Here is a 23940-nt window from a genome sequence, read left to right as displayed (position 1 = left end):
CGAAGCGGGCGCTGGCGGGTTCGCCTTGCGGCGCGCGTCAGGCCGCCACCTTGAAGCGCGACACGCCGGTGCGCAGACTGTTGGCGACGTGCGTCAGATCGTCGATCGCCTGAGTTGACTGCCGCAGCGATTCCGCCGTCTGCTGCGCGGCCTCCGACAACTGCGTCAGCGCCTGGGTGATCTGCTCGGCGCCGGTCGCCTGGGTCTGCATCCCGTCGTTGACCATCGAGAAGCGCGGCGCGAGTTGCTGCACCTGCTGGATGATCTGCGTGAGATGGCCGCCGACGTTCTGCACGTCGAGCATGCCGCGCCGCACTTCCTCGGAGAACTTGTCCATGCCCATCACGCCTGCGGCCACCGCCGACTGGATCTCCTTGACCATCTGTTCGATGTCGTAGGTGGCGACGGCGGTCTGGTCGGCGAGGCGGCGGATTTCGGTCGCCACGACCGCGAAGCCGCGGCCATATTCGCCCGCTTTTTCCGCTTCGATCGCCGCGTTCAGCGAGAGCAGGTTGGTCTGGTCCGCGACCTTCGTGATGGTGGCGACCACCTGGTTAATGTTGCTGGCCTTCTCGTTGAGGATCGCGAGCTTCGCGTTGACCGAGCCGGCCGCTTCCATCACGAGGCGCATGGTTTCTTCCATGCGCGCGAGACCGGCGTGGCCGGTACCCGCGAGCGCCGCCGACTGGCCCGCTACATCCGATACTTCGTTCATGGTGCGCAGCAGGTCGCGCGAGGTCGCGAAGATTTCCCGCGACGTCGCGCCGATCTCGGTCGTGGTGGCGGCGGTTTCGTTCGCGGTGGCTTGCTGTTCGCGCGAAGTCGCGGCGATTTCCGTTACCGACGTGGTGACCTGCATTGCCGATTTCTGGGCCTGGCCGACCAGCGCGGTGAGTTCGTCGGTCATCCGGTTAAAACCGGCTTCGAGCGCGCCGATCTCGTCTGCGCGATTCAGATGCAGGCGTTGCGTCAGGTCGCCCGTGCGCATCACGTCGACCACTTGCAGCACCTTGGCCATCGGCGTGGTCACCGCGCGCAGCAGCCAGTAACCGGCCAGCACGGCGGCAATCGCGGCGAGCAGCAGCATCACGAGCAACACGATGCGGGTGGTCTCGACCGAATTGCGGATGCTGTCCGTGGCCTGGTCGGAGTAGCTCTTGTTGTCTTCCACCAGCTTGCGCACCGACAACCGGCCGGTTTCCCAGATCGGCGTGAGCTGCGTGTTGAAGATGCGCGCGGCGTTGTCCTTCGAAGCCGGCAGGTTGTTGAGCAACGCGGTCTGGATTGGCAGGTACTGCGCGTGCTGCTGGCGGAAATGGTTGAACAGGTCCCGGTCGGTCTGGCGGGAGATGGTCGAGCTGTAGTCGTCGATCAGCTTCTGGAGCGTCTGCTGGGTTTCCTGCAAACGCGTGGCATCGCGCTTGACGGTGTCGGGGTCTGCGTCGACGTAGATCAGACGCTGCGTCACCGAATAGTTCTCGAACCAGGCCGCACGCATCGCGGTTGCGTAGTAGAGGCCGGGCATCGAGTCCTGCTGCTGACTCTTCGCGTCGCTGTCGATCGCGCCAAGCTGCTGGAAAGTGACGATTGCCATTGCCAGCATCACGATCAGCACGATCCCGAAGCTGCACAGAATCCGTTGACGGATGGTCCATTGTTTCACGCGCACGCCCCTTACTTTTTGGCTTGGTCCCGATCCCGGCTTGCCTGACACCGGCCCGTTCCATGATGGACGGATCGGTAAGCTTGGCGGGTCGTCGGATTGGTGGATTTGTCCGACGGCTTATGCGGCGGATTCTACATTGATCGGGAGATTGTTTCGCAATTGACAATTGCGGGTGCGCGCGGCGGACGACTCGCGAGGGCGTTTGTAACGTAATGTTCCGTTACCACTTGCAGCATCTATTTCTACGCACTCCCTTCACAATCCTTTCCATGCCTGAACGGCGGGAGCTGAAAATGAAAAAGATCGCAGTGGCGTTGGTGATGGTGGGAAGTCTGAGCATGGCCGGGCAAGCTTCGGCTCACGGTCATGGCGGTGGCGACGTGGTCGGTGCGCTGATTGGCGGCGCCGTGCTCGGCGCAGTGGTGAGTTCCGCGTTGACGCCCGCGCCGGTGGTGGCTTACCAGCAGCCTGTCTATGAGCAGCCGGCTTACCAACCCGCTCCGGTCTATGCGGGGCCGCCGCCGGGATACTGCTATGACCCGTACCAGCGCGGCTATGTCGCCTGCGCCGCGCCGGCGCCGGCACAGTATGGATACGGGCAGCCGCAACCTCAGCCGCAACCGGGCTGGTGATCCCAAGAGCGCGCAATCCTGCGTGCCGCAGAAAAAAGGCCGTCGCTCGATGCGACGGCCTTTGCATTTGATGCACCGCTCAGCGTTTGCTCAATGTTTCTGATGCAGCCATTCAGCATAGTGCGTATCGAGCCAGCGTTCGAGCCTTGGCGGCTTCGTAGTGCGGTGATAGAGGGACGCTGCCCAGATGGCAAGACCGATCACGATCATGACGGCAGGCCCCAGCAAATAAGCGATCAACGACTCAGGCATCGGAACCTCCGTATCGGCTTGCATCGATGCTTCAGTGTAGGCGATGGAAATCGGGGAAAAAAGAATCGTGTGAAGCGATTTGGCGGCGTGCTTCATGCCAGACAAAAGTTCACCTGTGAAACCTGGCGGACAATTTTATTTTTGAATCAGATCATTGGCTTGCCGACAGGTATGAGCGGCTTGTGTACCTAAGAATAACCATCGCAAAAGGCGGAAACGTTCGTCAGGCCGGGTGGGTTACCGTGCGCCGCGCGGTGTCGAGCTGTTGATCGACGAAGTCCGACCAGCCTTGAAGGATTCGACGCTGCTGCGCCGCTTTGTCCTCGTGTGAGAGAGCGTCGGCACCAAGCGCGCAGACGCCGTCGGGCGCGTCCTCTCCCTGCGCGAGTTCGCGCGCATGCGTCAAAGCGGTGCGCCGGAAGTCGTGTAGGACGAAATGTTCAACGTCGAGGCCGAGTGCCTTGACCGCCTGATTCAACGTGCTCTTCGCGATGGGCCGATCGTCGCCCCGGACGCTGGGGAATACGAATTTTCGGCTGGCCTTGGCGCGGTGAAGCTCACGCAGCATCGAGACCGCCTGATGCGGCAAATAGACGACGCGGTCCCGGCCCCTGTTCAGACGCGCGGCGGGAATCGTCCACAGCGCGTTGTCCAGATCGAATTCGGCCCACGTCGATTCCACCAGATCCGATTTGCGCACCATCGTCAGCACGAGCAGATGCAGCGCCAGTTTCAAGGGGCGGCGAATGCTCGACGCGTCGATCGCGCGCAGCATGCTGCCGATTTCCGCGCCGGAGAGCACGCGGGTGCGGCTGTCGAAGGTGGCGATCGAGCGCGCCGCAACGACCTCGGCCGGGTTGCCGGTCGCGAGCTGGCGCGCCATCAGATAGGCATAGAGGCGCTTGACCACGTTGCGCGTGTGGAGCGCCATTTTCGGCGAGCCCCGGCTTTTGATCCGCTCGCAGATTTCGACGATGTCGTCCGCGGTGACCGCGTTGATCGGCTTGCCGCCGATCGCGGGCAATACGTCCTTGTCGAGTGCGCGCCGGGTCGTGCGGCGATATTCGGCCGATTTACCGGCCATGGCGGTGGCGAGGTAGAGATCGGCGGCTTCGCGCAGCACGTCCGCCTTGCTTTCGGCGCCGCGATCGCGCCGGGCGGTGGCGACCGGCGAGATGCCCTGCGCGACCATCTCCGCGTATTTTTGCGCCTTGGCCCGCGCGACGCGCAGCGAGATCATCCGATAGTCGCCGATGGTCGCGAGCGGTTGCCGCCTGCCGTTAAGCGTGTAGCGAAAGCGCCAGACCTTGGTGCCAGTGGTCATGACTTCGATCACGAGGCCGTTGCCGTCGGCGACGCAATAGCGGGTGGCGCGCGGTTCGAGCGCGCGAATCTGGGATTCAGTGAGGGGGACAGCGAGGCGGGGCATGCTTGGATCGTTGAGACGCAGACAGCGGCGATTTTAGCGCTTAGGGTGGCTGTGTACCAAAGATTCTTTGGTTTTTGCGTCAACAACGTGAATGAAGGTCGTTTGCGATGCGATGCCTGGAAGCGGTGAAAACGCCTACGAGGCGCGCAAGCCCACAAATCTCAGTTTCACGACTACTTGCCAATACAGAATCTGCTGAAAATCACCCCTAGCAGATCGTCCGAGCTGAACTCACCGGTAATCGAGTTCAACTGATCTTGGGCGAGCCGCAATTCCTCGGCGAATAGATCCAGCGCCTGCGAGTTCTGATCCGCGTGGGCAGCCGCCGTCGCCAGATGCGCCTCGGCCGCGCGCAATGCGATCAGATGCCGCTCGCGCGCCAGGTACACGCTTTCCGCGCCGGCCTGCCAGCCGGCGATGCGCAACAACTCGGCGCGCAACAGTGCGACACCGTCACCCTGTTTCGCCGACAAACGCACCTCGCTAAGATCGAGATGCGGGTCGAGCGCCTGGGTCGCCGGCACGAGGGCTGTGAGGTCGGTCTTGTTCAGCACGCGCACCACCGGCACACCGCTCGGGAAGCGCCCGGCGATTGTTTCGTCTTCGGCGGTCATGCCCGTGCGCGCGTCGAGCAGATGCAGGACCACGTCCGCACGTTCGATTTCGTTCCAGGTGCGCGCAATGCCGATCTTCTCCACTTCGTCTTCGGTATCGCGCAGACCGGCAGTGTCGATCACGTGCAGTGGAATGCCTTCGATCTGGATGGTTTGCGCGACCTTGTCACGGGTCGTGCCCGCGATCGGCGTCACGATGGCCAGCTCGGCGCCCGCGAGCGCATTTAGCAGCGACGATTTACCCACGTTCGGCTGGCCCGCGAGCACCACGGACAAACCTTCGCGAAGCAACGCGCCCTGGCGCGCTTCGCTCAGCACGTGCGCGAGGCGCTCACGAATGCGCGTCAGCTTGCCGCGCGCATCGGCGGCTTCGAGGAAGTCGATTTCTTCTTCCGGAAAGTCGAGCGTCGCCTCGACCAGCATGCGCAAGGTGATCACCTCTTCGACCAGCGCGTGGATGTCGCGCGAAAACGCGCCGTCGAGCGAGCGGCCGGCCGAACGCGCGGCGGCCTCGGTGCTGGCCTCGATCAGATCGGCGACGGCTTCGGCCTGCGCCAGATCGAGCTTGTCGTTCAGGAACGCGCGGCGGGTGAATTCGCCCGGCTCGGCAAGACGCAGGCCGAATGCGCGGCCGGCGTCGATACAGCGCTGCAGCACGAGTTGCAACACGACCGGTCCGCCGTGGCCCTGCAATTCGAGCACGTGCTCGCCGGTGTACGAATGCGGCGCCGGAAAATACAGTGCGATGCCCCGATCGAGCGCTTTACCGCTGTCGTCCAGAAACGGGACGTAGCTGGCGTGGCGTGGCGCGAGCGCCTGGCCGGTGAGCGCCTTCATCAGCGGCTGGGCCGCCGCCACTCCCGCGCGGCCGAACGAAATCCGCACGACACCGATGCCTCCCCGACCGGGCGCGGTAGCAATGGCGACGATGGGATCGGAATCAGTGGTGAGCATGGGGCGTCGAAAAAAGCGGAGAGAAGGGCGGCGCGGCGCCAGGTAAACAGCGCGAGGCATTGTAACGCGGGCGCGGGCGACGACTGCGCAGCGGGGATGGCCAATGCGGCTGTCGCTGACTCTGACGGCAACTGCGCTTATCTCAAATAAGCTAGGATTATTCCTACGTTATCTTAGGAAAAGCGAAGGGAGATAAGGCGAGCGGAAGGCTAGAAAGCCTGCAGAATAAAGAAAACTAGAAAAAATTCCGACTGCCGAAATGCTTTGTCTGGCGCGGTTCGTAAGCTAAAACTATCTCAAATACGCTAATAGTAAGCCTGCCTGGTTGTCAACTCGGAGGATACTGAATTGCACAATCTGGCCCATGCCGACCGACAAAGAAAAAGCCGCCTTCGCCAAACGGCTGAAGGATCTGCTAGAGCCGCTCAAGATTCGCGGCGGGACTAAACTCGCCGAGCAATTCAACCTTCGCTATCACGGCGAGCGTCCCGTCACGCCGCAAACCGCGCACAAGTGGTTGACGGGTACGACGATCCCCAAGCCGGACAAACTGCGCACGTTAGCCGAATGGTTGAACGTCAAGGAGCATTGGCTTCACTATGGACCGCCGCCCGGGTCGAGCAGCAAACCCATGGCGCGTGGCGAGAAATACCCACCGACGCCGGAAACGATAGAACTCGCTTCGAAGATCGCATCTCTGATGCCGAAAGACCGCAACCTGGTCGAGGAGATGATCGAGCGCTTTTACGGCGAAGACGCCGACGAGTAATCGACGAGTCGAGGGCGCCGTCCGAGATTCGTGCGCCGATGAAAAAAAAGCCGCCCGGTTTGCGCCGGGCGGCTTTTTTTGTCGCTGTCTGGTTAGTCAGCGTCAGGCCTGCTTCGGCCTGACGCGCGAGGCGGCGGCCTCTCTCTGCCGCCGCCTTTCAGACAGTCCGTCAGGCCGGCTTCACCGACGACTTGCCCATCATGCGCGTGATGTAGTACTGCTGCGCGATCGACAGGACGTTGTTGACGACGTAGTACAGCACCAGACCCGCCGGGAAGAAGAAGAACATGACCGAGAACGCGATCGGCATGAACATCATCATCTTGGCCTGAACGGGGTCCGGCGGCGTCGGGTTCAGCTTGGTCTGCAGGAACATCGAGACGGCCATCAGGATCGGCAGGATGAAGTACGGGTCCTGTTGCGACAGATCCTGAATCCACAAAATCCACGGCGCACCGCGCATTTCCACCGACGACAGCAGCACCCAGTACAGCGAGATGAACACCGGAATCTGAATCACCACCGGCAGACAGCCGCCGAACGGATTGACTTTCTCGGTCTTGTACAACTCCATCAGCGCGGCGTTCATCTTTTGCGGATCGCCCTTGAAGCGTTCGCGCAACGCCTGCATGCGCGGCGTGATCGCCTTCATGCGCGCCATCGACTTGTAGCTCGCGGCCGACAGCGGGAAGAACACCGCCTTGATCAGCACCGTGAGCAGCACGATCGACCAGCCCCAGTTGCCGACATAGCTATGGATCTTCTCGAGCAGCCAGAACAGCGGCTTCGCGATGATCGTGACCCAGCCGTAGTCCTTCACCAGTTCCAGACCCGGCGCGATGCCTTCGAGCATGCGCTCTTCTTCCGGACCCGCGAACAGACGCGCCGACACGTTGACCGTCTGGCCCGGCGCAATGGTCGGCAGCGGCTGCTTGACGCCCACGCGATACAGCGACGGATCAATCTTCTCGACGTAGATGTCGCGCTTCGTACCCTGCTGCGGAATCCACGCGGACGCGAAGTAGTGCTGGACCATCGCGATCCAGCCGTTGTCGGCCGCGTTCACGTAATCCTGCTTGTTCTTGTCGATGTCGCCGAACGTCATCTTCTGGAAGTGATGCTGGTCGGTGTAGACAGCCGGTCCGATGAACGTGTGCGAAAAGCGCGGCGTTTCCACAGGCTGGTCGTCACGCACCAGTTCCATGTAGACCGACGGCGTGACTGGCGTGCTGCCGACGTTCTGGATCTTCGTTTCGACACCGATTACATAGCTGCCGCGCGTGAACGTGTAGGTCTTGATAACCTTCACGCCCCCCTTCTCCGGCGACTCGAAGCTCAGGCTGAACGTTTTCTCGTCGCCCTTCAGTTCGGTCTGCTGATTCGGCATCAGTGTGAAGATGTCGTTGTGGTTCGGAAAATCGCCGCCGAGCAGACCCGTGCGGGCCAAATACGTGTGATTGTTTGTGCGGTCGAATAGCGTGATCACCAGATCCGGTGTCTTGCCGTCGCCCTGCTTGACGAGCGAAAGCCGCGACAACGTGCCGCCGCGGGTGTCGATCTCACCGCTATAGACGTCGGTGGAAAACTTCACGAGTTGCGATTGCGTCGCCGCCGGCGCGTTGCCGGGCGCCGCTGCGTTGGTGGCCGGCAGATCGGCCGGCTGGGTTCCCGGCGTCGTGGTTCCCGGTGCGGCGCTACCGACGGTCTTGGTCGGCGTGGCGCTCGGGAAAAACATCGACGGGCGTCCGTGGTCGCGTTGCCAGTTGTCGAACAGCATGACAGCTGACATGAAAAAGATGACCCATAGGACGGTGCGTTTGATATCCATGCGTTGTCTCAGTGTCGATGGAACGGCGCGTCAGCGCTTTTCAGAAGTGGGAGGCGGGACAAGATCGATGCCGCCCGCGGAAAGCGGGTGGCAGCGGCAAATACGCCTGGCGGCGAGATAAGTCCCGCGCGCGGCGCCATGATACTGGATTGCTTCGCGCGCGTAATCAGAACAGGAAGGGTAAAAACGGCACCGGTTGCCGAGCATTGGGCTCACGGCAACCTTGTAAAAACGCAATAAAGCGATGAGTACCGTTTGCATGGCTGATGCGGCCGGACGGCGCCGCGCAACGTGGAGTACCGGGTGACGCCCGTCCGGCAGGGCGGCCAAGGCGGCCTGAACTGCCGAAACTTCAACACGGGCGGTCACTTGAGCGTCATTCCGTCTGGGGCGCTTCCGCGGGGGGCGCCTCGCGACGGACAATCTCGCGCGCTGCCTTGTCGAGCAGCGCCTCGATTTCGCAGCGGCACAGCGCCTTCAACGGCGGCGACGAGGCGCTCGGCAAAGCCTTCTTGTCGAAGCGCGTGTGCAATCGCAGCAGCACATCCCAACCGCCGAATTCCGCGCGACGCAGCCGGAAGGCTTCACGCGCGATTCGACGTACCAGATTACGCGTGGCCGCGCGCGGCGCATACTTCTTGCCGATCACGAGGCCCAAGCGCGCATCGTTGCCGGTAGGCCGGCCGTAGACCACAAAGTGCGGGGTTCGACGCCATGGGCGCAAACGAAAAACGGATGAAAATTCATCCGTTTTCAGTAGCCTTGCGGCTTTGGGAAACGCGGCGTGCGCTCGCAACGGAACCGAGCCCGGTTGCTGCGCCCCAGCCGCTCCCGCTTCGCCGCGGGCTTCGGTCACAGCGCGCAATCCGCTCGCCTTAGATGGCGAGGCGCTTGCGGCCCTTCGCGCGACGTGCGTTGATGACCTTACGGCCGCCAGCGGTCTTCATGCGAACGCGAAAGCCGTGGGTGCGCTTGCGACGGGTAACGGAAGGTTGGTAAGTACGTTTCATGTTGCTCTCACTTGATCGAAAAAAAACCGCGCGAGCATCGCTGAAAGCGCAATGACCGGAGGTTTACTGAAATTGGTTTTCGCGGAACCCGCTATTTAAACCGCTTTTCCGTTGGCCGTCAATAGTTTAGCCAGGTTCGGCCGCGCACCGGGCCGCGCTTGCCAGATGATCCGTCCCTGTGGATAACTCCCTTCCGGGTCCGTTTTGGCGTTAGAATCTCGCCTTACTTCCCAAAAATCCTGCACGCCGCTCCGGCTCGCTTGTCCCGCAAACCCTTGTGGCACAAGCGCCTGGAGCCGTTACGCCTGGCTGCTCAGGGCCTTGTTGCGCGCGCGCGACAAGGGCAGCGGCGACCGCCGTGCACACCATAACGACAGCAACTCGATGAACGATTTCTGGCAACACTGTTCCGCATTGCTGGAGCGTGAGCTTACGCCCCAGCAGTACGTGACGTGGATCAAACCGTTGGCCCCGGTCGCCTTCGACGCCGCTGCGAACACGCTTAGCATCGCCGCGCCGAACCGCTTCAAGCTCGACTGGGTCAAGAGCCAGTTCTCCGGCCGCATCGCGGATATGGCCCGCGACTTCTGGCAAGCCCCGGTCGACGTGCAATTCGTGCTGGATCCGAAAGCCGGCATGCGCGCCCTCGCGGCAGCGCCCGCGCCGGCTCGTCCGGCTTCGTCCGCGCCGATGGGCGGCGGTCATTCCGGCGGTGGCGCCGCAGTCGACGCGGCGGTCGGCGCCGTGCAGGCGGCGCAAATGGCCCGCGCCAACCACGCCATGGCCACGCAAAACGCCAACGCCCGCGCGGCTGCCGAAGACGCCGCCGACCTCGATCTGCCGAATCTCGACGCGAACGAAGCCGCAGCCGCACGCCGCACCTGGCGTCCGGGCCAAAGCGCCGGTTCGACCGGCAGCGGCGAAAACGACTCGATGTACGAGCGCTCAAAGCTGAATCCGGTCCTGACCTTCGACAACTTCGTGACCGGTAAGGCCAACCAGTTGGCGCGCGCTGCGGCGATTCAGGTCGCGGACAACCCCGGCATTTCGTACAACCCGCTGTTCCTGTATGGCGGCGTGGGCCTCGGCAAGACCCATCTGATCCACGCGATCGGCAACCAGCTTTTGATGGACAAGGCCGGCGCGCGGATTCGCTACATCCACGCCGAGCAGTACGTGTCGGACGTGGTGAAGGCGTACCAGCGCAAGGCGTTCGACGATTTCAAGCGCTACTACCACTCGCTCGACCTGCTCCTGATCGACGATATTCAGTTCTTTTCGGGCAAGTCGCGCACGCAGGAAGAATTTTTCTACGCGTTCGAGGCGCTGGTCGCGAACAAGGCGCAGGTGATCATCACCAGCGACACGTATCCGAAGGAAATCTCGGGGATCGACGACCGCCTGATCTCGCGCTTCGACTCGGGCCTTACGGTCGCGATCGAACCACCCGAGCTGGAAATGCGCGTCGCGATTCTGATGCGCAAGGCGCAGTCGGAGTTCGTCAGCCTGAACGAGGACGTCGCGTTCTTCGTCGCCAAGCATTTGCGCTCGAACGTCCGTGAACTCGAAGGCGCGCTGCGCAAGATCCTCGCATACTCGAAGTTCCACGGCCGCGAAATCACGATCGAACTCACCAAAGAGGCGCTGAAAGATCTGCTCACGGTGCAGAACCGGCAGATTTCGGTGGAAAACATCCAGAAGACCGTCGCTGACTTCTACAGCATCAAGGTCGCTGACATGTATTCGAAGAAGCGTCCGGCGAACATCGCGCGGCCGCGGCAGATCGCGATGTATCTGGCGAAGGAGCTGACCCAGAAGAGCCTGCCGGAAATCGGCGAGCTGTTCGGCGGGCGCGATCACACGACCGTGCTGCACGCGGTGCGCAAAATTGCCGACGAACGCAGCAAGGATGCCCAGCTGAACCACGAGCTGCACGTGCTGGAGCAGACGTTGAAGGGCTAAGCGGGCCGGACGGAAAAATCGACCTGTTTATTTCCAAACTCGCCCCCATTTTAGTGAGGCGGTTCCATTTTCAGGCACAATACAGGTTTAACCGCCCGGCGGCCGCGGGCGGATTTCACGCCGTGACGGGCGCTGCGTGGCGCCGGCGGGGAGCCACGGCTGCATGCTGCAAAGCTTACCTGGCAAGGCGCGCAGGCCGTTATATCAACGAAGGAACTCTATGCAACTGGTCAAGACCGAACGCGATAACCTCCTCAGGCCGCTGCAAACTGTGAGCGGCATCGTCGAACGCCGCCATACGTTGCCGATCCTCGCCAATTTGCTGATTACCAAGAACGGCCCTGATGTGTCGTTCCTGTCGACCGACCTCGAATTGCAGATCACCACGCGTGCCGATTTCGGCGTGGGCGGCGATTCGGTGGCGACCACGGTGGCAGCACGAAAGCTCCTCGACATTCTGCGCGCGATGCCCGACGGGCAGGTCACGCTCACTTTGAACGACAAGCGCCTGACCGTGCAATCCGGCAAGAGCCGTTTTGCCCTGCAAACGCTCGCCGCGGACGAATTCCCGACGGTCGCGCAAGCTAAAGACTACGGCGCGAACCTCGTGGTTCCCCAGAAGACGTTCCGCCAGCTGCTCGGCATGGTCCATTTTTCGATGGCCCAGCAGGACATCCGCTACTACCTGAACGGCATGCTGCTGGTGGTGGACGGCGACCAGCTGATGGCGGTCGCTACGGACGGCCACCGTCTGGCGTTCTCGTCGATGAAGATCGAAGGTTCGTTCTCGCGTCAGGAAGTGATCATTCCGCGCAAGACGATTCTGGAATTGCAGCGTCTGCTGGAAGACATCGACGACACACTGAAGATCGACATCGCGCAAACGCAGGTGAAGTTCACGTTCGGCCAGGTCGAACTGGTGTCGAAGCTGGTGGAAGGCAAGTTCCCCGACTTTCAGCGCGTGATCCCGAAGTCACACAAGAATCAATTCCTGATTGGCCGCGAAGAGCTGCAACGTTCGCTGCAACGCGCGGCAATCTTGACATCGGACAAATTCAAGGGCGTGCGCTGCATCATTGAGCCGGGCCAGTTGAAGATCATGTCCACCAACGCCGATCAGGAAGAGGCGCAGGAAGAACTGGAAATCGCGTACGACGGCGACAGCGTCGACATCGGGTTCAACGTCACGTATCTGCTCGACGTGCTAGCGAACCTGAAGGTCGACATGTTGCAAGTGAGCCTGGGCGACGCCAGCTCCAGCGCGTTGATCACGATTCCCGAGAACGACGAATTCAAATACGTGGTGATGCCGATGCGCATCTGACGCGTCCAACACCTAGAACACACCAAGGGGCGCAGCGCCCCTTTGGCGTTTTTATGGCGTTTTGAAAAGTCCCGAGCAGCAACCTTGCAGTAACGCAGAACCGGAAAAAATCCATGACTGAAACGAACAATACGCAACCCGACAACAGCTACGGCGCCTCGTCCATTCAGATCCTCGAAGGTCTGGAGGCTGTGCGCAAGCGGCCGGGCATGTACATCGGGGATACATCGGATGGCACCGGTTTGCACCACCTCGTGTTCGAGGTGCTCGACAACTCGATCGACGAGGCATTGGCCGGGCACTGCAACGACATCCAGGTGATCATTCACGCGGACAACTCCATCTCGATCACCGACAACGGCCGCGGCGTGCCGACCGGTCTGAAGATGGACGACAAGCACGACCCGAAGCGCAGCGCCGCTGAAATCGTGATGACCGAGCTGCACGCCGGCGGCAAGTTCGACCAGAACAGCTACAAGGTGTCTGGCGGCCTGCACGGCGTGGGCGTGTCGTGCGTGAATGCGCTCTCCGCGTGGTTGCGCCTGACCGTGCGCCGCGACGGTAAGAAGCACTTCATGGAATTCCACCGTGGCGTGCCGCAGAACCGCGTTATCGAAGAGATCGACGGCGTGGCCGTGTCGCCGATTCCGGTGGTGGGCGATACCGAGAACCGCGGTACTGAAGTGCACTTCATGGCCGACGAGACGATTTTCGGCAATGTCGAATATCACTACGACATCCTGGCCAAGCGGATTCGCGAACTGTCGTTCCTGAATAACGGCGTGCGCATTCGCCTGATGGACCAGCGCAGCGGCAAGGAAGAAGATTTCGCGTTCGTCGGCGGTGTGAAGGGCTTTGTCGAATACATCAACAAGAACAAGGCCGTACTGCACCCGAACATTTTCCACATCAGCGGCGAGAAGGACGGCGTCGGCGTGGAAGTGGCGATGCAGTGGAACGACAGCTACAACGAAAACGTGCTGTGCTTCACGAACAACATTCCGCAGCGCGATGGCGGCACCCACCTGACCGGGTTGCGTGCGGCGATGACGCGCGTGTTGAACAAGTACATCAACGATCACGAAGTCGCGAAGAAAGCGAAGGTCGAAACGTCCGGCGACGACATGCGTGAAGGGCTCTCGTGCGTGCTTTCCGTGAAGGTGCCGGAGCCGAAGTTCAGCGCGCAGACCAAGGACAAGCTGGTGTCATCCGAAGTGCGTGCGCCGGTGGAAGACGTGGTCGCGAAGGCGCTCGAGGAATTCCTGCTGGAAACGCCGAACGACGCGAAGATTATCTGCGGCAAGATCGTCGATGCGGCGCGCGCGCGCGACGCGGCTCGCAAGGCGCGCGAAATGACGCGTCGTAAGGGCGTGCTTGACGGCGTCGGTCTGCCCGGGAAGCTGGCGGATTGCCAGGAGAAGGATCCGGCGAAGTCGGAGATTTATATCGTCGAGGGTGACTCGGCAGGCGGCTCGGCGAAGCAGGGGCGTGACCGGAAGTTTCAGGCGATCTTGCCGCTGCGCGGCAAGGTGCTCAATGTGGAGAAGGCGCGTTATGACAAGCTGCTTTCTTCGGAGCAGATCGTGACGCTGATTACCGCTTTGGGTTGCGGAATTGGCAAGGACGATTACAACCTCGAGAAGCTGCGTTATCACCGCATCATCATCATGACCGATGCTGACGTCGACGGTGCGCACATTCGGACGCTGTTGCTGACGTTCTTCTATCGTCAGATGCCGGACATGATCGAGCGTGGGTATATCTACATCGCACAACCGCCGCTGTTTAAGATCAAGGCGGGTAAGGACGAGCGGTATCTGAAGGATGAAGCCGAGGTTAATGCTCACATTCTCAAGCTCGCGCTGCAAGGGTCGGAGCTGGTGGCTTCGGAAGGTGCCACGCCAATTACCGGCGATGCATTGGGCGAATTGGCTCGGGCTTATCTGCTTGCTCAAGCCGTGGTGAATCGTTTGAGCCGGTTGTACGACGCTGGTGCGCTCGAGGCGGTGATGGATGGGGTGGTGGTCGATCTCACGAGTGAAGCTGCGGCCGAGGCTTCGGCCAAGGCACTCGAGGCCAAGCTGCGCGACGACGCACTGAAGCCCGAGGTGACGGTCACCACGATGTATGACCCGGTGCGTGAACTGCGCTCGCTGCGCGTCGCTCGCACTCACCATGGTAATCAGAAGATTTCCGTGTTCGATGAAGAGTTTCAGTTGACTGCGGATTATCAGCAGCTGATCAACACCGCTAACACGTTCAAGGGATTGATTGGCGTTGGCGCAGTGATCAAGCGCGGCGAGCGGAGTATGGCAGTTAGCGACTTCAAGAGCGCGATGAAGTGGTTGCTGGCTGATGCTGAACGTAACGTTTCCAAGCAGCGCTATAAGGGGCTCGGCGAGATGAATCCTGAGCAGCTTTGGGAGACGACGATGGATCCGACGGTGCGTCGTTTGCTTCGTGTGCAGATCGAGGATGCTATTGCGGCTGATGGCATTTTTACGACGCTCATGGGGGATGATGTGGAACCGCGGAGGGCCTTCATTGAGTCGAATGCGTTGAGGGCGGGGAATATTGATGTTTGAATGATGTCGCGCAGGGGGCCCGAGCAATTGCGACCGGCGCCACAGTTTGCGGCTAGTACTACCCAGTTGACACAACGTAGTCCCAGAACCCCGCCGCCATCAGGCTCGCGGGGTTTTTTTATTATCAGATGTCCTCCAGTTTTCAAATAGACGCAAACGGCATCCACATCCTCTTGGATGTCCGGCGAGGCCGTATCTCTTGCGGCGTCATTTGCCTGCCAGCAATGGTGTCGATGCTACCGCCCCAATCGCGATCTGGCCGAACCTGTAAGCACGGCCAGGCCAACTGCATGGGACAGGGCTATTTAAGTAAGGCCGCGCGCCTTGCGCAACGCGGGCAAACGCTCGCGAAATTCCTTGCCGAAACTTAGGATGGCACAGCAGTACGGTATCACCACAGATATTGCGAAAATATCGATTTGGCGCTCTTTGATCACTCTCGGTCAAAGGGCAATTAGGACCCGTCTGGCAAAAATCTGAACAGCTTGGGGAGCAAGGACCTCCCACCGACGCCCCAAACTTATCCACCCCCCCTCTGTACAACGTTTGTAAAACACCCTTGGCACCTTGTGGGCGAAACTTTGATAAGCCCGCAGGTTAACCAGTCCGCACAAAAGTTTTCCCTGGCTCCGTCTTCCTGTCCACGTTTACTTCGCAGGCTTATGGTTTACGCAGCCCCTTGATCCGTAAACGAAGTTTCAAGTTATCCACAACCCGGTGCGATGCTTGTTAACTATTACTACGTATACATATACAAAGACTATAAAAACCAGAGGGGCACGCAGGAAGCACGTCGCGTACACATACGTAAGCGCGCACAACCGCCTTCCCATACCGTAGACCCTCAAACCAACGGTAAACAGATTTCGGTAAGCAACTCGGCAGGCGCAGTCTCCTTCGGGCTATTCAGATACTCCTCGAACACCGGCGCGTCCGCTGCTTCACGCCCGGACTGCACGAGCCACGTCCCATACAACCACTCATACGCCGTCCGGATATCGCTATACGGACCCTTATGCCGCAATACCGCGTATTCCCCGCCTTTAACATGCGCGACTGAAACCGGCGGACTCACCGTCACCGCCACTTGCAGCGGATGCGGCAACACCACACCAGCCTTCGAGCGCAACGCGTTTTCATCGACCGCACCAGGATCATCGAAGTAAAGTCCGATCATTCGCATCTCCGCCGCCAGCAAATTATGTTGAGCGAGCCACCCGAACAAAGCATCGAACGCTTTGCCGATTTGCATATACGGCCCCACGTGATCCACCGACAAAACCTTAACCGGCTCCGCATAACGAATCACCACTTCGCGCATCGGCATTTGACCGTCTCCTGAAAGCGCCGGACGAAACCGGCAAAGCGCGCTTTGCTAGCGATACTGCGCCGGCGGCACGCCAAACACCGCGCGGAAAGTGCGCGAAAAAAACTGCAAACTGCTGTAGCCCGAACGCTCGGCGACCTCCGCAATCGGCACCGAACCGTTCGCGAGATACCCCGCCGCGCGATGCAACCGCAAGCGGCAAACCGTTGTCGCGCCTGTCTCGCCATACGGCGACACGCACGCTATGCCAGCCAACCGCCCGACTGCGAGCCGCCTTTCGTATCGAACCCGATTGCCTGATTCGCTCATGAATGACCCGGCCGACAAAAAACGGCACAAATGAAAAAACAAAAGTACCACGCCCCCGTTTACCAAATTCTGCGAACTTCACACGAGGCAGGTATGCGCTGTTAAGCGCCCGTTAACATCCAAACGCGCCCACAACTTTGCCGAATTTCGATAACACCCTCGAATAATGGCTCCCTACCATCGGCTGAAGCCTGTCGGCCCTCGCACCGCAAAGCCTTGCGGCGTCGAGCAAACCGCGTCAACGCGCCAACGCGAACTCAGGAGCATCCGATGAAGCCAGCGTCCACTCATCAGTCGATCGGTCAGGCCATGCATCACGAGCTGAAGCAGACGCTCGGCACATGGCAGCTATGGGGTATTGCCGTCGGCCTCGTCATTTCCGGCGAATATTTCGGCTGGAGCTATGGCTGGGCGAGCGCCGGCACGCTCGGCTTCGTCATCACGGCTATTTTCGTCGCCGCGATGTATACGACCTTCATCTTCAGTTTCACCGAACTCACGACGTCGATTCCGCACGCGGGCGGCCCCTTCGCATACGCGCGCCAGGCGTTCGGGCCGACAGGCGGTTATCTCGCGGGCGCGGCGACGCTCGTCGAATTCGTATTCGCGCCACCGGCCATCGCTCTCGCCATCGGCGCTTATCTGCATGTGCAGTTTCCCGGACTCGAACCCAAACACGCCGCAATGGGCGCGTATCTCGTGTTCATGGCGTTGAACATCGCCGGCGTCCAGATCGCCGCGGCGTTCGAGTTGTGCGTGACGCTGCTTGCCATCTTCGAACTGCTGGTCTTTATGGGCGTCGTGTCGCCGGGTTTCCGCTGGTCGAACTTCACGACGGGCGGCTGGGCCGGCGCGAACACCTTCAGCATGGGCTCGTTCCACGGCATGTTCGCGGCAATCCCGTTCGCGATCTGGTTTTTCCTTGCGATCGAAGGCGTGGCGATGGCGGCCGAAGAAGCGAAAAACCCGAAGCGCTCGATTCCGATCGCCTACGTCACCGGCATTCTGACGCTGGTCGTGCTCGCGATCGGCGTGATGGTGTTTGCCGGCGCCGCCGGTGACTGGACCAAACTGTCGAACATCAACGACCCGCTGCCGCAAGCGATGAAATTCATCGTCGGCGAACACAGCGGCTGGATGCATATGCTGGTGTGGCTCGGCCTGTTTGGACTGGTCGCGTCGTTTCACGGCATCATCCTCGGCTATTCGCGGCAGATCTTCGCGCTGGCTCGCGCGGGCTATCTGCCGGAGTGGCTCTCGAAGGTGCATCCGCGCTTCAAGACGCCGCATCGCGCGATTCTCGCGGGCGGCGTGGTCGGCATTGCCGCGATATACAGCGACGAGCTGATCCAGTTCGGCGGCCAGACGCTGACGGCAAACATCGTGACGATGTCGGTGTTTGGGGCTATCGTGATGTATATCATCAGCATGCTGGCGTTGTTCAAGCTGCGCCGCAGCGCGCCGAACTTGGAGCGTCCGTTTCGTGCGCCGCTGTTTCCGTTCTTTCCGGCATTCGCGTTGGTGGCGGCGGTGATCTGTCTGGCGACGATGGTCTACTTCAATGTGCTGGTGGCGATCGTGTTCGCCATTTTTCTCGCGCTGGGCTACGTATACTTCCTGTTGACGCGCCATCAACGCGAGGCGGCGCCGACGGACGCTTTGCTCGAAGAATGACGTGACGAATCGAGCCCCTGTGCGAGCAGCGGCGATGGAGTCGTAAACATGAGCTACACCGAGTCGATTGGCAGCCGCACCTATCGCTTCGCCGATCTGAAGACGCTCATGGCGAAAGCCAGCCCGCAGCGTTCCGGCGACCAACTCGCCGGCGTCGCAGCAGCGAGCGAAGAAGAACGCGTCGCTGCCAAAATGGCGCTTGCGCAGGTGTCGTTGCGCACTTTCCTCAATGAAGCGTTGATCCCGTACGAAAGCGACGAGGTCACGCGTCTCGTGATCGACGATCACTCGTCGCAAGCGTTCGCCGAGATCGCGCATCTGACGGTCGGCGATTTTCGCAACTGGCTGCTGAGCAGTACGACCGATGCGGACACGCTCACGCGTATCGCCGCTGGTCTAACGCCTGAGATGGTTGCCGCCGTGTCGAAGCTGATGCGTAACCAGGATCTGATCCTGGCGGCGCGCAAACGTCCGGTGATGACGCGCTTTCGCAACACCATCGGCTTACCGGGTCACATGTCGGTGCGTCTGCAGCCGAATCATCCGACCGACGATGTCAAAGGCATCGCGGCTTCGATGCTCGACGGCCTGATGTACGGTTGCGGCGACGCGATGATCGGCATCAACCCGGCGAGCGACAATCTCGCCGCGATCACGAAGCTGTTGCTCATGATCGACGAGTTCCGGCAGCGCTATCAGGTGCCCACGCAATCGTGCGTGCTGACGCACGTCACCAACACGATTGCCGCGATAGAAAAAGGCGCGCCGGTCGACCTGGTGTTTCAATCGATCGCGGGCACCGAGAAAGCGAACGCGGGTTTCGGCATTTCTCTCGCGCTGCTGCAAGAAGCGTATGAAGCAGGGCTGTCGCTGCAACGGGGCACGGTCGGCAACAATCTGATGTACTTCGAAACCGGGCAGGGCAGCGCATTGTCGGCTGACGCGCATTTCGGCGTCGATCAACAGACCTGCGAAGTGCGCGCCTATGCGGTGGCGCGCAAGTTCAAACCGTTCCTGGTCAACACCGTCGTGGGCTTCATCGGCCCGGAGTATCTTTACGACGGCAAGCAGATCACGCGCGCCGGGCTCGAAGACCACTTCTGCGGCAAACTGCTCGGCGTGCCGATGGGTTGCGACATCTGCTATACGAACCACGCCGAAGCCGATCAGGACGACATGGACAACCTGCTGACGCTGCTCGGCGTCGCGGGTATCAATTTCATCATGGGCATTCCGGGCGCTGATGACGTGATGCTCAACTATCAGAGCACCTCGTTCCACGACGCGCTGTATGTGCGCGACGTGCTCGGTTTGCGCCGCGCGCCGGAATTCGAGGAGTGGCTGGAATCGATGCAGATCACCGATGCACGCGGTGCGTTGTTGAGCGCATCGCCGCAACAACCGCTGCTCGAAGGCGCGCGCGACTGGATGGGCATCGCATGAGCGATTTCCTCGAAAAGAACCCATGGAACGCATTGCGCGAGTTCACCAACGCGCGCATCGCGTTGGGCCGCGCGGGCAGCAGTTTGCCGACCGCGCCGTTGCTCGCGTTCAACCTGTCGCATGCGCAGGCGCGCGACGCGGTGCATCATCCGCTCGATGCCGATGTGTTGCATGAGCAGTTGCGCACGCAGGGCTTCAAGACGTTGGATGTGCATAGCGCGGCGCCCGATCGTGAGCACTATTTGCGGCGTCCTGATTTAGGCAGGCGATTATCGGAGGAGAGTCGCGCAATGCTCGCGCAATTGCCGGCCGCGCCGAGCGATGTGGTGTTCGTGATCGGCGACGGTCTTTCCGCGTTCGCCGCATCGAAGCAATCTGTCCCGTTGCTGCAAGCCGTTTGGCCGACGCTCGTGGATTGGTCGATCGGCCCGGTAGTGGTCGCGCGTCAGGCACGCGTCGCGCTCGGCGACGAAATCGGCGAGCTGCTCGACGCGAAGATCGTGGTGATGCTGATCGGCGAGCGGCCGGGTTTGAGTTCGCCTGACAGTCTTGGTATCTACCTGACGTACGCGCCGAAGGTAGGGTGTAGTGATGCTCAGCGCAATTGCATTTCGAATGTGCGCCCCGAAGGACTCGATTACCCGTTGGCCGCGCACAAGTTGCATTACCTGCTGACGCATGCGCGTCGCCTGGGATTCACCGGCGTCGGCCTGAAAGACGATAGCGATGCGTTGCTGGCAAGCACTTCAGCAACGCCCGTCATCGGTGACGATTCAAACAAGGCTGCGACGTAAGCGGCCCGACATCAGCCCTCACGCATCCGCCCGTTCCACCGGATGATTTTCAAGCCACACATTTTCATCGTCTTCGAAGAGCCGGGAGCGTGTGAGGAACCGCATGCCGCTCGGGCGCTCCAAAGAAAACATTCCGCCATTACCGGGCACCACGTCGATGATCAATTGCGTGTGCTGCCAGTATTCGAACTGCGATTCGCTCATATAGAACGGCACGTCCGCGATCGTCCCGAGTTTCACATCGGAGCCACCGACCATGAACTCGTTGCGGGGAAACATCATCGGTGCGCTGCCGTCGCAGCATCCGCCGGATTGATGGAACAGCACCTCGCCATGTTCGGCGCGCAGCTTGTCGATCAACTGGACAGCGGCAGGTGTCGCGATCACGCGGTCGACTTCCTTTTCATTGGCCATCACATGCTCTCGCTGAAAAAGAGCGAGCCGCGCGGCCCGCCCTGATAGGACCGTTAAGGTTTAGAAGAACCCGAGCGGCTTCTCGCCATAGCTGACGAGCAGGTTTTTGGTCTGCTGGTAGTGGTCGAGCATCATCTTGTGATTCTCCCGGCCGATGCCCGATTGCTTGTAGCCGCCGAACGCCGCATGCGCCGGATATGCGTGATAGCAATTGGTCCAGACGCGGCCCGCCTGAATTTGCCGGCCGAAGCGATAGGCGCGGGTACCGTCGCGCGTCCAGACGCCGGCGCCCAGGCCGTAGAGTGTATCGTTGGCGATTTCCAGCGCTTCTTCTTCTGTCTTGAAGGTCGTGACCGACACCACCGGCCCGAAGATTTCCTCCTGGAAGATGCGCATTTTGTTGTGACCGCGGAACACGGTCGGCTTCACGTAATAGCCCTTGCTCAGCTCACCGGCGAGCGTATTGCGCTCGCCGCCGATCAGACATTCCGCGCCTTCCTGTTTGCCGAGGTCGACATACGAGAGGATCTTTTCGAGCTGCTCCTGCGAAGCCTGTGCGCCGATCATCGTCTTACTGTCGAGCGGATGCCCTTGCGCAATCGCGGCAACGCGCTTCAACGCGCGTTCCATGAAGCGGTCGTAGATCTTTTCATCGATCAGCACGCGCGACGGACACGTACACACTTCGCCCTGATTCAGCGCGAACATCGTGAAGCCTTCGAGTGCTTTGTCGAAGTAGCTGTCGTCGGCGTTCATCACGTCGGCGAAGAAGATGTTCGGGCTCTTGCCGCCAAGTTCGAGCGTCACCGGAATGATGTTCTGGCTCGCGTACTGCATGATCAGACGGCCAGTCGTGGTCTCGCCGGTAAACGCGATCTTCGCGATGCGCTTGTTCGACGCGAGCGGCTTGCCCGCTTCGAGGCCAAAGCCATTCACGACGTTTAGCACGCCCGCGGGCAGCAGGTCATGAATCAGTTCGACCAGCACGAGGATCGAAGCTGGGGTTTGTTCAGCGGGCTTCAGCACCACGCAATTGCCGGCGGCCAGCGCGGGCGCGAGCTTCCACACCGCCATCAGGATCGGGAAATTCCACGGGATGATCTGCCCGACCACGCCGAGCGGTTCATGAAAGTGATAGGCGACGGTGTCCTCGTCGATCTCGGAGATCGAGCCTTCCTGTGCACGCACTGCGCCGGCGAAATAGCGGAAGTGATCGATCGCGAGCGGAATATCGGCGGCCATGGTTTCGCGCAGCGGCTTGCCGTTGTCGATCGTCTCGGCGACCGCGAGGCGTTGCAGATTCGCTTCCATCCGGTCGGCGATGCGGTTCAGGATGTTCGCACGATCCGCCGTGGAGGTTTTGCCCCATGCGACTTTCGCACGATGCGCGGCGTCGAGCGCGAGTTCGATATCGGCTTCGCGTGAACGCGGGATCGACGTGAAGGGCTCGCCGGTGATCGGCGACACATTGTCGAAGTACTCGCCGCCCACCGGCTTCACCCATTCCCCGCCGATAAAGTTCGCATACTGCTTTTTGTACGGGAATTCGGTGGTCAGAAATTGCATCTCCGCATGATTCATCTATGTGCTCCTCACATGTTTGAATGGGCTATATCCGGCGCGATATATCGCTCGGCCGTGACACCGTAGAGCCAGAAGTGTGCCAATGCACCGCGCCGGTGACCCATGCACGCGCAGCAAGCATCGGCGCACGGCATGGTGCGCCGCGCTGTTCAGGCCAGGGCGCTGGAGCGTTTCGTTTCTGACCAGTGCGTGCCGTGCTGTTCATCAATTGAACAGGCGACGCAGGCGAGCGCGCGACAAGTGGGTTCGGCATGGGACTTGCCTTGCTGTTCTGTTCCCCTTTCGTTGCGCAGACCCGGTATGACGACCGATACCCGAGACGACAGCCTGAGCAATCCGACACTCGCGCCGCAGCCGAGCTTCCGCGTGCAGACGCGCGTCGCTCACGACGCCGACGAACAGGCGGGCAATCTGCACGGCTGGAACCAGACCTACGACCAGTTGACCGCGGGCTGCTTCGTCGGCGAACTGACCGAGTTGTGTGTCGATCACATGCAAGTGTTCGTCGAGACGACGAGTCACACATTGCGGCAAACCTGCGAGGTGCAGAAGGACGCGTACTGGTTCGGCATTCCGACTTGCCCGGCGGGGGCGGGCCGCATCGACGCGCAGGTGATTGCGGGCGACGCGCTCGCATTTCGCCCCGGCGGCGTGGAATTCGAATTGCTGACCTCGGCGGGCTACGAGATTTTTGGCGTAGTGGTGAAGGGCGACGTGCTGCGCCGCTATGCGGCGGAGGTGGAGCGCGTCGGTCTCGCCGATCATGTGCCGCACACCGAAGTCGTGCCGATCGGCGTGGCGCGCAAGGCGCGCTTATGTGCGTCGCTGCGCCAACTACTCGACGACGGCGCGGCGAGCGGCGTACCGTTGTCTGCGTTCGCGCGCAACAGTCTGCAGGCGTCGGTGCTGGCGTTGCTGTTCGACCTCGGCGCGTTGCCGGCGGCAAAGCCGGTTGCGATGCCGGCGCGGCCGCGTCGTCAGTCGATCGTCTCTGAAGCGCGCGAGTACGTACTCGCCCATCGCGAGCGCGCGGTCGGTGTGCCGGAGTTGTGCGAGCGGCTGCATGTGAGCCGGCGCACGCTGCAGTACTGCTTTCAGGACGTGCTCGGCATGGCGCCCGCCACCTATCTGCGCGCGATTCGCCTGAATGGCGCGCGGCGCGATCTGTCGAATGCATCGCGCGAATCGCGTTCGGTGCAGGACGTCGCGGCGGCGTGGGGCTTCTGGCATCTGAGCCAGTTCGCGACCGATTACCGGAAGCTATTCGGCGTGCGCCCGTCCGAGACGTTGAAGGCGGCGGTGAGCGTTCGTCACGGCATGGCAGAAGCAGGTTCGTTCGCTCACTAGCGCGCGCGGCACGCGAGCGGCGA

The 23940-nt window shown here is 61.1% G+C and carries 21 protein-coding genes; 9 read left to right on the top strand and 12 right to left on the bottom strand.

Annotation, left to right across the window (positions count from 1 at the left end; translation table 11 throughout):
* Positions 1-37 precede the first annotated feature (37 nt).
* On the bottom strand, positions 38-1663 hold the full coding sequence (locus CIC12_RS09470; RefSeq protein WP_168663864.1) for a methyl-accepting chemotaxis protein: 1626 nt from the start codon (positions 1661-1663) through the stop codon (positions 38-40).
* Positions 1664-1959: 296 nt separating this feature from the next.
* Here CIC12_RS09470 and CIC12_RS09465 point away from each other — a divergent pair, with 296 nt between their 5' ends.
* Entirely contained in the window at positions 1960-2298 is a 339-nt protein-coding gene (locus CIC12_RS09465) for an ecotin precursor (RefSeq protein ID WP_168663863.1), read from the top strand.
* Positions 2299-2388: 90 nt separating this feature from the next.
* Here the strand turns inward: CIC12_RS09465 and CIC12_RS09460 are convergent, their stop codons facing one another.
* The 3 genes from CIC12_RS09460 to mnmE form a co-directional block, all read right to left on the bottom strand.
* Positions 2389-2646 carry a hypothetical protein gene (locus CIC12_RS09460; protein ID WP_168663829.1) on the bottom strand — a complete coding sequence of 86 codons (258 nt, stop codon included), beginning with the start codon at positions 2644-2646 and terminating at the stop codon, positions 2389-2391.
* Positions 2647-2773: 127 nt separating this feature from the next.
* On the bottom strand, positions 2774-3979 hold the full coding sequence (locus tag CIC12_RS09455; RefSeq protein WP_168663862.1) for a tyrosine-type recombinase/integrase: 1206 nt from the start codon (positions 3977-3979) through the stop codon (positions 2774-2776).
* Between the two features lie 173 nt (positions 3980-4152).
* Positions 4153-5547, bottom strand: coding sequence for a tRNA uridine-5-carboxymethylaminomethyl(34) synthesis GTPase MnmE (gene mnmE / locus CIC12_RS09450; protein ID WP_168663861.1), 1395 nt, complete (start codon positions 5545-5547; stop codon positions 4153-4155).
* A gap of 364 nt (positions 5548-5911) precedes the next feature.
* Between mnmE and CIC12_RS09445 the strand changes: the two genes are divergently transcribed.
* Positions 5912-6316, top strand: coding sequence for an XRE family transcriptional regulator (locus CIC12_RS09445; protein ID WP_168663860.1), 405 nt, complete (start codon positions 5912-5914; stop codon positions 6314-6316).
* Between the two features lie 169 nt (positions 6317-6485).
* Here CIC12_RS09445 and yidC read toward each other — a convergent pair whose 3' ends face one another.
* The 4 genes from yidC to rpmH all read right to left on the bottom strand — a co-directional run bounded on the left by yidC (position 6486) and on the right by rpmH (position 9154).
* Positions 6486-8144 (bottom strand): membrane protein insertase YidC, encoded by a 1659-nt coding sequence (yidC, locus tag CIC12_RS09440; RefSeq protein ID WP_168663859.1) that lies wholly within the window; start codon positions 8142-8144, stop codon positions 6486-6488.
* 30 nt (positions 8145-8174) lie between these two features.
* Positions 8175-8405, bottom strand: coding sequence for a membrane protein insertion efficiency factor YidD (gene yidD, locus CIC12_RS09435; RefSeq protein ID WP_168663858.1), 231 nt, complete (start codon positions 8403-8405; stop codon positions 8175-8177).
* A 115-nt stretch (positions 8406-8520) separates the two neighbouring features.
* Positions 8521-9000, bottom strand: a complete 480-nt coding sequence (gene rnpA, locus CIC12_RS09430) for a ribonuclease P protein component (protein WP_168663857.1) — start codon at positions 8998-9000, stop codon at positions 8521-8523.
* 19 nt (positions 9001-9019) lie between these two features.
* Positions 9020-9154, bottom strand: a complete 135-nt coding sequence (gene rpmH, locus CIC12_RS09425; protein ID WP_004198824.1) for a 50S ribosomal protein L34 — start codon at positions 9152-9154, stop codon at positions 9020-9022.
* A gap of 384 nt (positions 9155-9538) precedes the next feature.
* Here rpmH and dnaA point away from each other — a divergent pair, with 384 nt between their 5' ends.
* The 3 genes from dnaA (at position 9539) to gyrB (ending at position 15025) form a co-directional block, all read left to right on the top strand.
* Positions 9539-11116, top strand: a complete 1578-nt coding sequence (gene dnaA, locus CIC12_RS09420) for a chromosomal replication initiator protein DnaA (RefSeq protein WP_238812486.1) — start codon at positions 9539-9541, stop codon at positions 11114-11116.
* Positions 11117-11336: 220 nt separating this feature from the next.
* Positions 11337-12440 (top strand): DNA polymerase III subunit beta, encoded by a 1104-nt coding sequence (gene dnaN / locus CIC12_RS09415; protein WP_121316156.1) that lies wholly within the window; start codon positions 11337-11339, stop codon positions 12438-12440.
* Between the two features lie 113 nt (positions 12441-12553).
* Positions 12554-15025: a DNA topoisomerase (ATP-hydrolyzing) subunit B gene (gene gyrB, locus CIC12_RS09410; protein ID WP_168663855.1), complete on the top strand. Its 2472-nt coding sequence runs from the start codon at positions 12554-12556 to the stop codon at positions 15023-15025.
* A gap of 844 nt (positions 15026-15869) precedes the next feature.
* Here the strand turns inward: gyrB and CIC12_RS33030 are convergent.
* Positions 15870-16352, bottom strand: coding sequence for an AraC family transcriptional regulator (locus CIC12_RS33030; protein WP_238812484.1), 483 nt, complete (start codon positions 16350-16352; stop codon positions 15870-15872).
* A 48-nt stretch (positions 16353-16400) separates the two neighbouring features.
* Entirely contained in the window at positions 16401-16661 is a 261-nt protein-coding gene (locus CIC12_RS33625; RefSeq protein WP_274597548.1) for a helix-turn-helix transcriptional regulator, read from the bottom strand.
* 270 nt (positions 16662-16931) lie between these two features.
* On the opposite strand from CIC12_RS33625, the gene eat reads away from it, so the two are divergent.
* From eat to eutC, 3 genes are read left to right on the top strand one after another with little or no spacing between them, the layout of a single operon-like run.
* Positions 16932-18335 (top strand): ethanolamine permease, encoded by a 1404-nt coding sequence (gene eat / locus CIC12_RS09400; RefSeq protein ID WP_168663854.1) that lies wholly within the window; start codon positions 16932-16934, stop codon positions 18333-18335.
* A 48-nt stretch (positions 18336-18383) separates the two neighbouring features.
* Positions 18384-19778: an ethanolamine ammonia-lyase subunit EutB gene (locus tag CIC12_RS09395; RefSeq protein ID WP_168663853.1), complete on the top strand. Its 1395-nt coding sequence runs from the start codon at positions 18384-18386 to the stop codon at positions 19776-19778.
* Positions 19775-20572, top strand: coding sequence for an ethanolamine ammonia-lyase subunit EutC (gene eutC, locus CIC12_RS09390; protein WP_168663852.1), 798 nt, complete (start codon positions 19775-19777; stop codon positions 20570-20572). Before CIC12_RS09395 ends, eutC begins: the two co-directional genes overlap by 4 nt.
* Positions 20573-20590: 18 nt before the next feature.
* Here the strand turns inward: eutC and CIC12_RS09385 are convergent, their stop codons facing one another.
* Positions 20591-20986, bottom strand: coding sequence for a DUF779 domain-containing protein (locus CIC12_RS09385; protein WP_168663851.1), 396 nt, complete (start codon positions 20984-20986; stop codon positions 20591-20593).
* A 60-nt stretch (positions 20987-21046) separates the two neighbouring features.
* Positions 21047-22567 (bottom strand): aldehyde dehydrogenase, encoded by a 1521-nt coding sequence (adh, locus tag CIC12_RS09380; protein ID WP_168663850.1) that lies wholly within the window; start codon positions 22565-22567, stop codon positions 21047-21049.
* A 303-nt stretch (positions 22568-22870) separates the two neighbouring features.
* Between adh and CIC12_RS09375 the strand changes: the two genes are divergently transcribed.
* Complete coding sequence (locus CIC12_RS09375; protein ID WP_168663849.1) at positions 22871-23917, top strand: helix-turn-helix domain-containing protein; 1047 nt, start codon at positions 22871-22873, stop codon at positions 23915-23917.
* The last annotated feature ends 23 nt before the right edge of the window (positions 23918-23940 follow it).

Origin of the sequence: Paraburkholderia sp. SG-MS1 (assembly GCF_012275575.1) — a bacterium.
In the GTDB taxonomy this organism is placed as follows: Bacteria; Pseudomonadota; Gammaproteobacteria; order Burkholderiales; family Burkholderiaceae; genus Paraburkholderia.
Note: the sequence above shows the minus strand (reverse complement) of the source record. Positions and strands in the feature narration are given on the sequence as shown.